Consider the following 14,842-nt stretch of genomic DNA (forward strand, 5'->3'; position numbering starts at 1 on the left):
CGCGGGGTGGAGCAGCTCGGTAGCTCGCTGGGCTCATAACCCAGAGGTCGCAGGTTCAAATCCTGTCCCCGCTACTGACAGAGCGAGACCGGAATTCCGAGGAATTCCGGTCTCGCTCTTTTTGTGTTCCGTGGCCACCCGGACGGCGCATCACTGCTCGCCGCCGCCGCCCGTCCCGGGAAACCTTGGGGAGACGCCGGACATTCGGGCGGGCAAGCGGCAGGAGACGAGCGGTGGGGCAGCGAGGTGGACGGCATGCGCACGCACCGGACAACCGCACGCTCCGCACGGTCCTGAGCCTGCTGCCGGCGCTCCTGATCATCGGTGGGGCGATCTACGAGTACAGCACCCCGTCGGGCTTCGCGGGCTCCCCGCTGTTCAGTGCGGCCCCCCTGGTCGCCGCCCCCTTCTTCTCGCTCGGCAGCACGATCCTCGCCGGGGTCGGCTCGATCGGGGCGATCGTCGCCGTCCATCTCCGCTTCACGCGGGACTTCGACTCCGACATCGTCACCGAGATGGCCACCGTCGCCACGGTCTGCCTGCTGGCGTGCTTCATCAACCGCATCGTGCGCCACGGCAACGAACAGCTGGCCTCCGCCCGGCACATCGCCGAGGCCGCCCAGTTCGCCGTGCTGCCCGAGCCGCCCGGCCGCATCGGCGGCTTCCAGGTCGCGGCCCGCTACGAGGCCGCACAGGCGGGCGCCTTCATCGGGGGCGACCTCTACGCGGCGCAGGACACCCCGCACGGGGTGCGCGTCGTCGTGGGCGACGTACGGGGCAAGGGCATGGGCGCGGTCGCGGCGGTGGCCGTCATCATCGGCGCGTTCCGCGAGGCCGCCGAGCAGGAGTCCACCCTGGAGGCGGTCGCCCGGCGGCTGGAGCGGGCGCTGGCCAGAGAGGGCACCCGGCGCCGCGGCCTCGACGACTTCGAGGGCTTCACGACCGCCGTCCTCGCCGAGTTCCCGTACGGCAGCGACCGGGTCAGGGTGCTCAACCGCGGCCACCCCGAGCCGCTCCTGCTGCACGGCGACGGCACGCTGCGCGTGCTCGGCCCCGACGAGGCCGCGCTGCCGCTCGGCATGAGCGAGCTGGGCAGCTGGCCGGACCGGGCCGTCGAGTCCGTGTTCCCCGCGGCCGCCACGCTGCTGCTCTACACCGACGGGCTGTCCGAGGCGCGGGACGCGGGGGGTGCCTTCTACGACCCGGCGGACCGGCTGGCGGGCCGGGTCTTCCCCGGGCCCGAGGAGCTGCTCGCGGCGCTCGCGGCCGAGGTGCGCGCGCACACCGGGGGCGGTGCGACGGACGACATGGCGCTGCTCGCGGTGCGGCGTCCGTGACCGTTCCATGATCGGCATCACCGGCCGTGACCGAATCGCGTCGCTGCGCATCACAATTGAAACAGCGTCAGGAAAAGCTGGCTCATTCGTGGTGTGAAGGTCCGGGTCAACTCGCCCGATTCCGCCCGCCCGGGCCTGATAAGTCCAGGCCAAAGAAGTGAACGATCAGTGGGAACGGCTTGGAAATCGTGTCGGCCGTCTATTAACGTTCGATAACGCAGCGCGGTCGTTCCCGTCGCCACCAGAGGCGGCGCCGTGCGCACACGCTTAATCCCGCAAGGGAGCCGGGGAACCACCAACTTGGGGTGAATCGGGCAGTACGTCATGCCCGTAGGAGACCTTCCTGCTCCGAACCCGTCAGCTAACCCGGTAGGCGAGAAGGAAGGAAAGGAGAGCGCCCCAGTGGCGTCGAACCGGCCTGCCCCCGAGTTCTCCTACGGCTCGTCCGAAACCGATGACTTCGGTCCCGAGCGCGAGAACTGGGAGGAGTGGAATCCCACCGAGGAGTCCGTCCGTCCCGTCCGCGGCCGGCACCGCGTCGCGCGCCAGCGCGGCGGTCTCGCGCGCAGCTCCACCGTCCTCGGCGTCGGCGTGATCGCCGCCGTCGGTGCGGGCGGCATCGCGACCGCGCAGGGCGGCAAGCCGCCCGTCTCGCTCTCCCTGCCCGACCTGTCCGCGGTCAAGGACTCGCTGCCCGAGGCGAAGTCCCTGCCGGGCGTGGGCTCGCTGATATCCGAGGTCACCGGCTCCGACGAGGCCGGCACGGCGCCCGCGTCCTCCACGGCCCCGCTCACCACCGTGTCCGCCGAGGACGGCCAGGCCGACGCCGGCGAGGCCCTGCGGGCCCGCATCCTGGCGCAGGCCGAGACGCAGCAGGACGCCGCCGAGGCCGCCGAGCAGCAGGCCGCAGAGGAGGCCGCCACGCAGAAGGCCGCCGCCGAGGCCGCCGCGCAGCAGAAGGCGGCGCAGGACAAGGCGGACGCCAAGGAGGCCGCCGCCAAGAAGAAGGCGGAGGAGGAGGCCAGGGCGAAGGCCGAGGCCGAGCGCCTCGCCAAGCTGGCCAAGAGCTACAGGCTCCCCGTCGCCTCCTACACGACGACCGGCACCTTCGGGCAGCCCGGCGCCATGTGGTCCTCCGGCTACCACACGGGCCTCGACTTCGCGGCGTCCACGGGTACGCCGATCTACGCGATCCACTCCGGCACGGTCACCGAGGCCGGCTGGGCCGGTGCCTACGGATACCGCACGGTCCTCACCCTCGACGACGGCACCGAGCTGTGGTTCTGCCACCAGTCCTCGCTGAACGTGAGCGTGGGCCAGAAGGTCAGCACCGGCGACGTCATCGGCCGCATCGGCGCGACGGGCAACGTGACGGGGCCCCACCTCCACCTCGAGGTCCACCCCGGCGGCCAGGCCACCGGCGTCGACCCGGCCGCATGGCTGCGCGACAAGGGCCTCACCCCCTGAGCCCAGGCTCCCCGTGAACACCGGCGGTCCTGGCGGCAACCCCCCGACGTCAGGGCTGCCGGTCCCGGCATGCCCCGGCGCACGAGCGGCACACCGGCATGTGCGTGCATCATGCAGCCGATGGAATACCGTATTCCGTGCGGGCGTTGAGACCGGTCATGACTTCTCTTCGCATGCTCGGCTCCTCCGACCTCGAGGTCTTCCCTCTCTCCCTCGGCGGCAACGTCTTCGGATGGACGGCCGACGAGGCCACCTCCTTCGCGGTCCTCGACGCCTACACCGCAGCCGGCGGCAACTTCATCGACACCGCGGACTCCTACTCGGCCTGGGTCGAGGGCAACGAGGGCGGTGAGTCCGAGACCGTCATCGGCAAGTGGCTCGCCGGGCGCGGCCGCCACGACGACCTCGTCATCGCCACCAAGGTGAGCCAGCACCCGAAGTTCCCCGGCCTGACCGCCGCCAACATCAAGGCCGCCGCGGACGCCTCGCTGCAGCGCCTGGGCACCGACCACATCGACCTCTACTACACGCACTTCGACAAGACCGAGGTCCCCGTCGAGGAGATCATCGGCGCGCTCGACGAGCTGGTCAGGGCCGGCAAGGTCCGCCACATCGCCGCCTCCAACATCTCCGCGGCCCGCCTCCAGGAGTCCCTCGACCTGTCCGACCGCGAGGGCCTCGCCCGCTACGTCGCCCTCCAGCCCCACTACAACCTCGTCTCGCGCGACACCTACGAGGGCGAGCTCGAGCAGGTCGCCTCCCGCGCCGGACTCGGCGCCGTGCCCTACTACGCGCTCGCCGCCGGGTTCCTGACGGGCAAGTACCGCGCCGGCGTCACCGTCGACAGCCCCCGCGCCCAGGGCGCGGGCAAGCACCTGGAGACCGAGCGCGGCCGCGCCGTCCTCACCGCCCTCGACGAGATCGCCCAGGAGCACGGCGCCGAGATCGCCACGGTCGCCCTCGCCTGGCTCGCCGCGCAGCCCACCGTGACCGCCCCGATCGCCTCGGCGCGCACCGTGGAGCAGCTTCCGGCCCTGGTCGCCGTCGCCGACCTCACCCTGACCGAGGCCGAACTCCGGCGCCTCGACCGCGCCTCCGCCTGAGGCCGGCGCTCACCGGCGGCACGGGCTCACCAGCGGTACGGGGGGTACGCCGGGCCCTGCGGAGCCGCGGGGAAGACGGGCCGGGGCGGCGCGATCGCCCTGGCCCCGTACGCGAGCGCGGCCCGCGCATAGCCCTGCCGCCGCCACAGCGCGTCCAGCAGCTCCCGTTCCCGTACGACGAAGTCGGCGCCCGCCCGGCCGCGCTCGCCGCGGCGGCGCAGCAGCGCGAGGGACGTCGCACACTCCTCGTACTCCGTGACGGCGGACAGCGCCTGCCTGCCGCCGAAGTGCGCGGCGTACTCGCGGGCCAGGCGGCGCGCCTTGAGCGAGCCGAGAGCGAACGGCTCGGCCGGGGCCAGCCAGCCCGCCGCGACATAGGCGGGCAGCTCCTGGCGCACGGCCCGCAGCTCGCGCTGGCGCAGGAACACGGCGAGCCAGGTGACGAGGCCGAACACCGGCACCATGAACGTCGCGTAGACCGCGAAGAAGCCGTACTCGCCGAAGTTCGACGAGCCGTTCCAGAAGGCGTGCATGCCCATCGCGGTCAGCAGTCCGGCGAGCGGCAGCAGCACCCGGCGGGCGCGGCCGCGGTCGGGGGCCGTGACGGCGGCGACGCCGAATCCGATGCCGGTCAGCACCGTGAACAGCGGATGAGCGAACGGCGACATGATGACGCGGACGAAGAAGGTCGCGGCGGTCACCGACGTGAAACCGGGGCCGGTGCCGGTGAGCTGGTCGGTGCCGAACGCGTTGCCCAGATAGAGGATGTTCTCGGTGAACGCGAAGCCGGTCGCGGTGACGCCTGCGATGACGATGCCGTCCACGACCCCGGCGAAGTCGCGTCTGCGGAACAGGAAGACGAGGAGCACCGCCGCCGCCTTCGCCGACTCCTCGACCACCGGGGCGATCACGGTGGCGCCGAGCGTGTCGGCGCTCGACGGGTCGGCCGTCGCCGTCTCTATCCAGCGGGTCGCGAAGCTGTTGGCGACGATCGCGATGAGGGCCGCCGCGCAGGCGCCCCAGGCGAACGCGAAGACCGTGTTCCGCCACGGACCCGGGCGCACCCGGTCCAGCCAGCGGAACGCGGCTATCAGCAGCGGCACCGGCAGCACGGCCAGACCGAGCCCCACGAGGAAGCCCTCGGTGCCGGTCTGCTCCCGCACCAGCGCCAGGATCACCGCGCCCGACAGCGCCAGCAGCGCGGCGAGCGCCGTGGCCTGCACCCCCTTCCGCTCCCACCAGCGCGGATGCGGGACCGCGCCGCTCGGCGGCGTGCCGAGGGCGTGATCCTGCTGAGGCGGATACGTGGGGTAGTGGGCCACGGATTGACCCTAACGAGGGATGCCGGGTGCCGCGACGGGGCCCGGGTTCCCCCGCAGCTCAGCGGCGTCGGAACAGCAGGTCGTGCACGACGTGGCTCTTGTCCAGGCCCTTGCCCTCGAAGCGGGTCAGGGGGCGGAACGCGGGGCGCGGGGCGTAGCCGCCGCCGGGCACCGTGTTCTCGTAGTCGGGGTGCGCCGTGAGGACCTCGAGCATCTGCTCCGCGTAGTCCTCCCAGTCCGTCGCGCAGTGCACGATCGCGCCCGGCCTGAGCGGGCCGGCGACCAGGGACAGGAAGTCGGGCTGGATCAGGCGCCGCTTGTTGTGCCGCTTCTTGGGCCACGGGTCGGGGAAGTACACGCGCAGCCCGTCCAGGCTGTCGTCCGGGAGCATGGCGCGCAGCAGGATGATCGCGTCGCCGTTCGCCACCCGGACGTTCTTCATGCCGCCGCGGTCCGCCAGGTTCAGCAGGTTGCCCTGGCCCGGGGTGTGCACGTCGACCGCGAGGATGCCCGTCGTCGGATCGTCCGCGGCCATCTGGGCCGTGGCCTCGCCCATGCCGAAGCCGATCTCCAGGACGATCCGCTCCACGCCGGGGAACAGCGCGGGCAGGTCGAGCGTCTGCCGGCCGTCGATGTCCAGGCCCCACTGGGGCCACAGGCGCTGCAGGGCGTCGGCCTGGGCGGTGGTGACCCTGCTGCGGCGGGGCTGGAAGCTGCGGATGCGGCGCTCGAAGTGGGAGCCGGCGGGGTCCGGGCGGGGGCCGTCCGGGAAGCGGGGCTCGTTCGGGCGGGCGGGGACGTGATTCTCAGGCGACTCAGACACAATGCCCCCGATTTTACGTACCGCGCGCCCCCTCGGCGCCGGGTACGCGACCGTCACAGGGCGGCCAGGGCCCGGGTGGCGATGTGGCGGCCGATGGGGAGGGCGGCTGTCGCCGCGGGTGACGGCGCGTTCAGCACGTGGACCGCGCGCGGCCCCTCGCGGATGAGGAAGTCGTCCACCAGCGTCCCGTCCCGCAGCACGGCCTGCGCCCGCACCCCCGCCTCCGCAGGCACCAGATCCGCCCCGTCGACGGCCGGTACCAGCCTCCGCACCGCCCGCGCGAACGCCCCCCGGGACGCGGACCGCAGCACCTCCCCGGCCCCGTACCGCCAGTGCTGCCGCGCCAGGTGCCAGGACCCGGGCCAGCCGAGCGTCCCGGCCAGGTCCCGCGGCCGCACCACGCCCCATCCGTAGCCCTCGCGGGCCAGCGCCGGGACCGCGTTGGGTCCCACGTGGACGCCTCCGTCGACGCCCCGCGTCAGATGCACCCCGAGGAACGGGAACGCCGGGTCCGGCACCGGATAGACCAGCCCCCGCACCAGCTCGGGCCGGGCCAGCTCGAAGTACTCACCCCGGAACGGCACGATCCGCATGCCCGGGTCGTCCCCCGTCAGCCGCGCCACCTCGTCGCAGTGCAGCCCCGCGCAGTTCACCAGGACCCGCGCCCGCACCACGTCCCCCGCGCGCGTGCGCACCGCGACCCCGCGCCCCGGGCGCCGGTCGACCTGCACGACCTCCGCCCCGTAGCGGACCTCGGCGCCGGACACTTCGGCGAGCCGCTCCGCGACCGCCCGGTAGTCCGCGATCCCCGTCGTGCCCACGTGGATCGCCGCCAGGCCGCGCACCTGCGGCTCGTACTCCTGGATCTGGACCGGGCCGAGCTCGCGCACCGCGATCCCGTTCTCCCGGCCGCGCTGGACCAGTGCGTGCAGCCGCGGCAGCTCGTCCCGCTCGGTGGCGACGATCAGCTTGCCGGTGACCTCGTGCGCGATCCCGTACTCCGCGCAGAACGTGACCATCTCGGCCGCCCCGCGCACCGCGAACCGCGCCTTGAGCGAGCCCGGGCGGTAGTAGATCCCGCTGTGGATCACCCCGCTGTTGCGCCCCGTCTGGTGGCGGGCCGGGCCCGGCTCCTTCTCCAGGACGACGACGCGGGTGCCCGGCGCGGCCCGGGAGACGGCATACGCGGTGGACAGCCCGACGATCCCGCCGCCGACCACCAGCACGTCCCCGTCCAGCACAGCCGTCCCCACCAGGCCTCACCTCCACGCCCTGCATCTTGCCCGACGCCACTGACAGTCCCGACGCCACCGACCAGTCCCGACCCGCCGACAGCGCCGACAGGTCCGTGGGTCCCGCCCGGCCCCGGGACACGGAGGTGAGGACCCGGGCCGGGGGCTACGCCGGAGCCATCAGGAGGGGGCGCGCCCGTTCCCGTAGTTCCACGACTCTCGGCTCGTCGCCGTACGGCTCCAGACGGTGCAGCAGGTCCTTCACGTACTCCGTGGTGCGCGCGGACGAGATGCGGCCCGCGACCTCGAGCGCCCGTGTGCCCTGCTCGCACGCCGCGTCCAGGTTCCCCGACTCCAGCTCGGCGACCGCCGACACCACCAGGCGCAGCCCGTGCGAGCGCACGAACTCCTCCGTGGGCCGCGACAGCGCCTGCTCCGTGAACCGGCGCACCTGACGCGGCGCCTTCAGGTCCCGGTAGCACTCGGCCGCGTCCGCCGCGAAACGGTCGTACGAGTAGAAGCCCAGCCACGACGGATCGTTGTCACCGTCGCGGGAGCGCTCCAGCCAGCCCTCGGCGGCCTTGAGCGAGGCGCCGGCCGCCTGCGCGTCACCGGTACGCGCGTGCGCGCGCGCCTCGACGAGCCGGAAGAAGCTCATCGTGCGGGCGGTCGCCAGGCTCTTGTTCCGCTCCAGCGCCGCCTGCGCCAGGTCGACGCCCTCGTCGCCGAAGCCGCGGTACGTCGCCTGCAGCGACATCGAGGCGAGCACGTAGCCGCCGAGCGGGACGTCGGCCGCGGCCCGCGCGAGCCGCAGCGCCTGGATGTAGTACCGCTGCGCCGCCTCCTGCTGACCCGTGTCGAACGCCATCCACCCGGCTAGGCGCGTCAGTTCGGCCGCGGCGCCGAACAGGGAGCGGCCCACGTCGTCCGAGTACGAGCCGAGCAGCAGCGGTGCCGCCTCCACCCGCAGGCACTCGGGCACCATCGACGAACGCCAGTCCCCGCCGCCGTACTTGGAGTCCCAGCGGCGTGCGTCCTGTGCGGCCTCGCGCAGCTTCTGCACGTCACTGTGGCCGACCTTCTGCGGTGCGCCCTCCTCGGCACCGTGCGCCTCGCGCGCGACCGACGAGTCGGCCGGGGTTATCAGCCATCGCGAGGCCGGTGTGGCGTACGCGCTCACCGCGAAGGACCCGGCGAGCGACTGCCAGATCCCGCCACCGCCCGCGCGGCGGCCCGCCAGATCGAGGCGGTACAGCTCCGTCGCCGACCGCACCGCCGCCCGCACGTCCCGCGGGAAGGCGAGCCCCACCTCGGGCGCGGGGTCCGCGTCCGCCAGGCCGATCTCGTGCAACGGCACAGGCCGGCCCAGCTTCTGGCCGATCGCGGCCGCGATGAGGTGCGGGGCGGCGCCCTGCGGCACCATGCCCTTCGACACCCAGCGCGCCACGGACGTCTTGTCGTAGCGCAGCGTCAGTCCGCGCTGCGACCCCAGATCGTTGACCCGGCGCGCCAGTCCGGCGTTGCTGATTCCCGCGAGGGCGAGAACGGCGCCGAGTTTCTCGTTCGGCCCGCGTTGCTCCCTGGACATGCGTCACCCCTCGACACAGACGGCTGCCGCGCCTGGCGGCTACGCCGAGAAGACGGCCCGACTCGGCCTGGCATAACCGCGCGGCATTCGTACACCCAGCGTAGTTCGCCGCCTCCCAAGCGTTAAGGGCGGTGGTTCCAGATGGCGGGATTGTTGTCCGTACTGAAGTACGGCGCAGGCCACGCCGTGTGACCGTGTGCTCCGCCCGTGGTGCCGTGCGCCCACACGTGCGCTCTTGGCCGTCCCCCGGGGGAGCGCTTCCATGGGACCTGCGTGGGTCGGCCCGCTGTACTGGATCCAGCGGGCTGGGGGACACCGCCGCCTTCATCCCCGCGGGCGGTGGAACGGTCCGGGAGGCGAACTGCGCCTCCCGGACTGCGCGTTGCGCGCTGTGGCCGAAGCGGGTCGGCCGGCTCCGGCCAACCCGCGCCGATTTGGCCGAATCTCACCGTTGTTGTGCCGTTGTCGTTCCGTGCTGCGTGGGTAGTACCACGGTTCAACGACCGCTCAAAAGGGGCGCATCCGGGGGAGCACACGCCATTTTCCGCTCCCTTCATGCGTCCTCCAGGACGCCTCCTTCGTGGCAGCATGGGGATCCCTTGGATGTCCACAGCGTGTGGAGGCGGCGATGCGGTGGTTGGTGGGGTGGAGCAGTACCGCCGCCGGGCCCCTCGCCCCCGGTTCCGCCGGAGCGACCGGGACGGACGGCGAGACGGTCCACCCGGTGGGGTCCCAACTCCTGTGGGGAGACCCGGATCCCCTGTGGGCGGTCGGTGACTGGCGCCCCGACGAAGTACGCATCGTGAAGGTCGACGACCAGACCCGGATCGCGGTCCTCGGCGTCTGCGGCGCCACCGACGAGCAGCTGCGCGTCGGCCTGTTCGCCGCCCGCGGCGGCGCCCTGCGCCACCTGACCGCCTGGCCCGGCAGCTACACGGCCGTCGTCCGGGCCGGCCGCCGCGTCACCGTCCTCGGTGACCTCGCGGGCGCCCGGCCCGTCTTCCACACCCCCTGGGCCGGCGGCACCGCCTACGCCACCGCAGCCCTCCCCCTCGCCGACCTCATCGAGGCCAACCTCGACGTCGGACACCTCGCCGCGCTCCTCGCCGCCCCCGACGTGCCCGAGGCGCTGCACGACTCGACCCCCTACGAGGGCGTGCGCCGCATCCCGCCCGGACACGCGCTCGTGCTGCGCGCCGGATCCCGCGAGATCGCCGGCTACGAACCCGTCGCCTCCCTCGCCGTCGCCGCCACCCCCACCGACCCCGCCGACGCCGTGGACGGCGTACGGGACGCCCTCGTGGACGCCGTACGCACCCGGCTCGCCGCACCCCGGCACGTGCCCGGCACCGACCTCGACCCCGGTCCCGTACCCGGCATGGGGCCCGCCGAGCGGCGCGCCGCGCGCGGGATGCCCGTGCCCGGCATCGGCGCCGACCTCTCCGGCGGTCCCGCCTCCGGCACCCTCGCACTGCTCGCGGCCGGACTGCCCGGACTGCCCGGCACCGTCCTCGGGCACGGCACCGGCGCGGGCGAGCGCCTGCTCGCGGTCACCTTCAACGACCTCACCTCCGCGCCCGCCCACCACGAGGCCGAACTGGAGCGCGCCGGCGTCCTCGCCGCCAACCCGCGCCTGCACCACGTCGTCGTCGCGGGCGGCGAGGAGACCCTGCCCTACGCCGAGTTGGACGGGCCCCTCACGGACGAGCCCAGCGCCGCCCTCGTGACCGCCGCCCGGCACCGCGCGCGCCTCGCCTCCGAGACCGCGGGCGTCTACCGGGCCGAACACCTCGCCGCCCGCCTGCTCGACGAGCACGGCGCCGACGCCCTCGCCGCCACCGACGACCTCGCCGCGCTCGTGCGCCGCGCCGCCGAGGACGCGTACGACGAGGGGTACGAGCGCGGCGTCCACGACCACGACGCCACCGCGATCCTCACCGCGCTGCTGCGCCTGCACGCCGGGGCCGGACTGCTGCGCCACCCGCCCGCGGCCCGCGCCGCCGCGCAGATGTTCTGGGCGCACGAGGTGCCCCGGGAGGAGCGGGAGCCGCTCACCCGCCGCGCCCGCTCGCTCGCCCGCGCCCGCGACACCTTCGGGCTCGCCCCTGCCGTCGACGACTTCCGCGCGGAGCTCGCCGCGCGCATGGGCGGCGACGCGGACGCGGCGCGCTATCTCTTCGACGAGCTGAGCTGCGCGCCCGACGGTTTCGTCACCGCGACCCGCGTGCGCACCTTCCTCGACAAGTTCCGCCGCACGGTGGACGGTCCGGCCTACGAGGAGGACCTGCGCGGGCTGCCCGACATCGCGTCCCGGCGCCAGATCGTCGAGGCCTGGCTCGCGGCGTACGCCGCGTCCGCGGACCCGGCGGGGGAGAGCGCCGCCGATCTGCCCGAGGCCGTCGCCGTCGAACTCTGCCCGGACCTCGCGCGCTACGACGAGTCCGCCGACCTCACCGCCACCGTCACCGGACTGCTCGGCACCCATCCGCGCGTCCAGGGCCGCGCCCTCACGGTCCGGCTCGACGAACTCCTGTCCCGAACCCGGCAGTTCCGCACCGCGACCGTCCCCGGCTACCGCGCCTACCAGAAGCTGCGCACACGCCTCGCCGCCGTCGAGCGAGACCGGCTGCGGCTGGACGAGCACCGCCCGCGCGTCCTGTCGACGTTCGTGCGCAGCCGGCTGATCGACGAGGTCTACCTGCCGCTGATCGGCGACAACCTCGCCGCCCAGCTCGGCAGCGCGGGCGGCCTGCTGCTGCTCGTCTCGCCGCCCGGCTACGGCAAGACGACGCTCATGGAGTACGTCGCCGACCGGCTCGGGATGATCCTCGTGAAGGTCAACGGGCCCGCGCTCGGCCACGGTGTCACCTCCCTCGACCCGGCCGAGGCGCCGAACGCCGCGGCCCGCCAGGAGGTCGAGAAGATCAACTTCGCCCTGGAGGCGGGCAACAACGTCCTGCTCCACCTCGACGACATCCAGCACACCTCGCCCGAACTGCTGCAGAAGTTCATCTCCCTGTGCGACGCCCAGCGCCGCATGGAGGGCGTCTGGAACGGCCGGTCCCGCACCTACGACCTGCGCGGCAAGCGCTTCGTGGTCTGCATGGCCGGCAACCCCTACACCGAGTCCGGTGCCCGCTTCCGCATCCCCGACATGCTCGCCAACCGCGCCGACGTGTGGAACCTCGGCGACGTCCTGACCGGCAAGGAGGAGGCCTTCGCCACCTCCTTCGTCGAGAACGCGCTCACCGCCAACCCGCACCTCGCCCCGCTCGCCGGCCGGGACCGCGCCGACCTCGACCTGCTCGTCCGGCTCGCCGCGGGCGACCCCACCGCCCGGCCCGACCGGCTCGTGCACGCCTACCCGGCCGCCGAGCGCGAGCGCATCGTCACGGTGCTGCGCCATCTGCTCGCCGCCCGCGGCACCGTCCTCGCCGTGAACGCCGCCTACATCGCGTCCGCCGCCCAGGACCCGGCGACCCGCACCGAACCGCCCTTCCGGCTGCAGGGCTCGTACCGCGACATGAACAAGATCGCCGCGCGGATCGATCCCGCGATGAACGACGCCGAGCTCGCCGCCGTCGTCGACGACCACTACGCGAGCGAGGCCCAGACCCTCACCACGGGCGCGGAGGCCAACCTGCTCAAGCTCGCCGAGCTGCGCGGCACGCTCGACGCCCGGCAGAGCGCCCGCTGGGACGAGATCAGGGCCGGGCACGTCCGGGCCCGCACCCTGGGCGGTCCCGACACCGATCCGCTGGTGCGTGCCGTGGCCGCGCTCGGACTGCTCGCCGACCGGGTCGCCGCCGTCGAGTCCGCCATCACGCGCGCCTCCACCGCGCCCCCGCGGTGAACGCACCGCCCCGATGGGGGACCTCGCCGCACTCTGCGCTACAAAGGGCCTGGGGCGAGACCAGCGAGGTGGGGGTACATATGGCGGCGGAGCGGGGCATACCGGCCGAATTCCTGGACGGCTTCGTGCGCATCGTCGCCGAGGCCTCCACGACCGGCCGCAGGCTGACCCGCGACGAGCTCGACTCCCGGCGCGCCCTCGGCGAGCGCGCCGCCGAGGCCGGACACGGCCTGCGCACCCTCGTCGGCGTCCACCTCGCGGCGGCCCGCGCCCACACCTACGACCGCGCCGCCACCCTCGACGGCGTGCTCACCGCCGTCGAGCAGGGCGTCGACGCCTTCGCCGAAGGGTACGAGCGGGCCCAGCGGCTCGCCGTGCGCCGCGAGGAGGCGGCCCGCCGCGAGTTCATCGACGACCTGCTGCACGGGCGCAGCGACCTCGGCCTGCTCGCCGAGCGCGCCGAACGCTTCGGGCTCCGGCTCTCCTTCGCGCACGCCGTCGCCGTGGCCCAGGGCGAGCGGTCCTACGACGAGGGCGACAGCGCCCCGCGCGACGTGGAGCGGGCCCTGACCGCCCGGTTCGGCGACCGGAACGTCCTGCTGACCACCAAGGACGGCCGTCTCGTGTGCATCGCGCCCGGTGACCAGGACGAGGTCCTCGCGCACTTCGCCAAGCAGGCGCACGCCGCCACCGACGGCGGCCGGGTCGCCATCGGCCGCCCGCAGTCCGGACCCGGCGGCGTCGTCCAGTCCTACGAAGAGGCCCTGGGCGCCCTCGACCTCGCCGTCCGCCTCGAACTCGACGAACCGGTCCTGCGCGCCGCCGACCTCCTCGTCTACCCGGTCCTCACCCGCGACCGGCAGGCCATGGCCGACCTCGTGCTGAACGCGCTCGGTCCGCTCCAGCAGGCCCGCGGCGGCGCCCGGCCCCTGATCGAGACGCTCGCCGTCTACTTCGACACCGGCTGCGTCGCCGCCGAGGCGGCCCGCCGCCTCTCCCTCAGCGTCCGCGCGTTCACCTACCGGCTCGCCCGCATCCACCAGCTGACCGGCGCCGACCCCGCGGACCCGGTCCACCGGTACACGCTGCAGACGGCCGTGATCGGGGCACGCCTCCTGGACTGGCCGGCGCAGCAGTTCTGACCGCCGCCGCCCGGCACCCCTGCGCAGAACCCCTCCCGCACCTTAGAGTTGATCATCCGTCAGCCGCAGCAGGGCTGCCGGTTCGCTCGGCAACTGGGGGAGTGGGCTCATGGTGGAACCGGTCTCGGCCGTCCTGGGGGTGCTCGTCGCCGTCGGCTCCGGCACGGCCAACGAAGCGGGCAAACAGCTGTGGGAGACCGCAGGCGCACTGGTGCGGCGCATCACCGGACGCGAGGTCGCCGCGCCCGCCACGGCCACGGAGCGACAGGACCTCGCCGCCTCGATCGTCGCCGCATGTGCCGACCGTCCCGAACTCCTCGCCCAGTTCCTCCAGTTGACCCGCGGACTGCCGGGGCCGCCCGACTGGCCGGCCGGTGCACCGCCCCGGCTGCCGTCCGCGCCGTACGTCTTCACCGACCGGCGCGAGATCCTGCGCGGCCTCGACGAGGAGTCCGCCCGGCCCTTCCGGGGGCGCCCCCGCACCGTCCAGCTGCACGGCCCCGAGGGCATCGGCACCACCGCGGCCGTCCTCCACTGGGGATGGCGGCGCGCCGACCGCTTCCCCGACGGACAGCTCTACGCCGACGTGCGCGGCGCGACACCCGGCGAGACGGCGGCCCGGCTGCTGCGCCGGATCGGGACGCCCGACGACCGGATACCGCCCGCGGCAGCCGACCGTGTCGACGCGCTGCGCGGACTCCTCGGGGAGCGGCGGGTGCTCGTCGTCCTCGACCACGTGACGTCCACCGCCCAGGTGCGCCCGCTCGTCGTCCCCGGGCCCGGGGTGTGCACCGTCGTCGTGGCCCGCGAACGGTTCGCCGGGCTCGGCGCCGTGCACCTGCCGCTGGGACCGCTGCCGCCCCGGGACGCGCGGCGGGTCCTGACGGGCGTCGCCGGGAAGGCCGCCGTCGCCGCCGCCCGGGCCACGCTGCCCGCCGTGCTCGACCGGTGCGCCGGACACCCCTACGCTCTGCA

General features: G+C 74.0%; 9 protein-coding genes, 1 tRNA gene, 1 pseudogene and 1 riboswitch. Of the genes and pseudogenes, 7 read left to right on the top strand and 4 right to left on the bottom strand.

What is annotated here, in order from left to right; genetic code table 11:
• The 4 genes from GTW43_RS08665 to GTW43_RS08680 all read left to right on the top strand — a co-directional run bounded on the left by GTW43_RS08665 (position 1) and on the right by GTW43_RS08680 (position 3,907).
• A tRNA-Met gene (locus GTW43_RS08665) sits at positions 1 to 74 on the top strand.
• A gap of 159 nt (positions 75 to 233) precedes the next feature.
• Positions 234 to 1,337, top strand: coding sequence for a PP2C family protein-serine/threonine phosphatase (locus tag GTW43_RS08670; RefSeq protein WP_161301053.1), 1,104 nt, complete (start codon positions 234 to 236; stop codon positions 1,335 to 1,337).
• Positions 1,338 to 1,591: 254 nt separating this feature from the next.
• Positions 1,592 to 1,728: riboswitch (cyclic di-AMP (ydaO/yuaA leader) on the top strand.
• Between the two features lie 11 nt (positions 1,729 to 1,739).
• Positions 1,740 to 2,804 carry a M23 family metallopeptidase gene (locus GTW43_RS08675; protein WP_161300130.1) on the top strand — a complete coding sequence of 355 codons (1,065 nt, stop codon included), beginning with the start codon at positions 1,740 to 1,742 and terminating at the stop codon, positions 2,802 to 2,804.
• Positions 2,805 to 2,962: 158 nt separating this feature from the next.
• Complete coding sequence (locus tag GTW43_RS08680; RefSeq protein WP_161300131.1) at positions 2,963 to 3,907, top strand: aldo/keto reductase; 945 nt, start codon at positions 2,963 to 2,965, stop codon at positions 3,905 to 3,907.
• Between the two features lie 26 nt (positions 3,908 to 3,933).
• Here the strand turns inward: GTW43_RS08680 and GTW43_RS08685 are convergent, their stop codons facing one another.
• From GTW43_RS08685 to GTW43_RS08700, 4 genes are all read right to left on the bottom strand, one after another.
• Positions 3,934 to 5,229 carry a PrsW family intramembrane metalloprotease gene (locus GTW43_RS08685; RefSeq protein ID WP_161300132.1) on the bottom strand — a complete coding sequence of 432 codons (1,296 nt, stop codon included), beginning with the start codon at positions 5,227 to 5,229 and terminating at the stop codon, positions 3,934 to 3,936.
• A gap of 58 nt (positions 5,230 to 5,287) precedes the next feature.
• On the bottom strand, positions 5,288 to 6,052 hold the full coding sequence (trmB, locus tag GTW43_RS08690; protein ID WP_343245883.1) for a tRNA (guanosine(46)-N7)-methyltransferase TrmB: 765 nt from the start codon (positions 6,050 to 6,052) through the stop codon (positions 5,288 to 5,290).
• Positions 6,053 to 6,105: 53 nt separating this feature from the next.
• Positions 6,106 to 7,305: an L-2-hydroxyglutarate oxidase gene (gene lhgO, locus GTW43_RS08695; RefSeq protein WP_343245884.1), complete on the bottom strand. Its 1,200-nt coding sequence runs from the start codon at positions 7,303 to 7,305 to the stop codon at positions 6,106 to 6,108.
• A 145-nt stretch (positions 7,306 to 7,450) separates the two neighbouring features.
• Positions 7,451 to 8,872, bottom strand: a complete 1,422-nt coding sequence (locus GTW43_RS08700; protein WP_161300134.1) for an MFS transporter — start codon at positions 8,870 to 8,872, stop codon at positions 7,451 to 7,453.
• 628 nt (positions 8,873 to 9,500) lie between these two features.
• Here GTW43_RS08700 and GTW43_RS08705 point away from each other — a divergent pair.
• From GTW43_RS08705 to GTW43_RS08715, 3 genes and pseudogenes are all read left to right on the top strand, one after another.
• The gene (locus GTW43_RS08705; protein WP_237536375.1) at positions 9,501 to 12,725 is read left to right on the top strand and encodes an AAA family ATPase; all 3,225 of its coding nucleotides are present in this window, start codon (positions 9,501 to 9,503) and stop codon (positions 12,723 to 12,725) included.
• An 80-nt stretch (positions 12,726 to 12,805) separates the two neighbouring features.
• Complete coding sequence (locus GTW43_RS08710) at positions 12,806 to 13,867, top strand: helix-turn-helix domain-containing protein (RefSeq protein ID WP_161300135.1); 1,062 nt, start codon at positions 12,806 to 12,808, stop codon at positions 13,865 to 13,867.
• Between the two features lie 109 nt (positions 13,868 to 13,976).
• Positions 13,977 to 14,842, top strand: a pseudogene (locus GTW43_RS08715) (tetratricopeptide repeat protein); the annotation flags it as partial.

Source organism: Streptomyces sp. SID5785, from assembly GCF_009870065.1.
GTDB lineage: Bacteria > Actinomycetota > Actinomycetes > Streptomycetales > Streptomycetaceae > Streptomyces.

What these genes read in the sequence shown, in the direction of transcription:
- GTW43_RS08680 (WP_161300131.1), top strand. Translation starts at nt 2,963, where the DNA reads ATGACTTCTCTTCGCATGCTCGGCTCCTCCGACCTCGAGGTCTTCCCT.
- GTW43_RS08700 (WP_161300134.1), bottom strand. Translation starts at nt 8,872, where the DNA reads ATGTCCAGGGAGCAACGCGGGCCGAACGAGAAACTCGGCGCCGTTCTC.
- GTW43_RS08705 (WP_237536375.1), top strand. Translation starts at nt 9,501, where the DNA reads ATGCGGTGGTTGGTGGGGTGGAGCAGTACCGCCGCCGGGCCCCTCGCC.
- GTW43_RS08710 (WP_161300135.1), top strand. Translation starts at nt 12,806, where the DNA reads ATGGCGGCGGAGCGGGGCATACCGGCCGAATTCCTGGACGGCTTCGTG.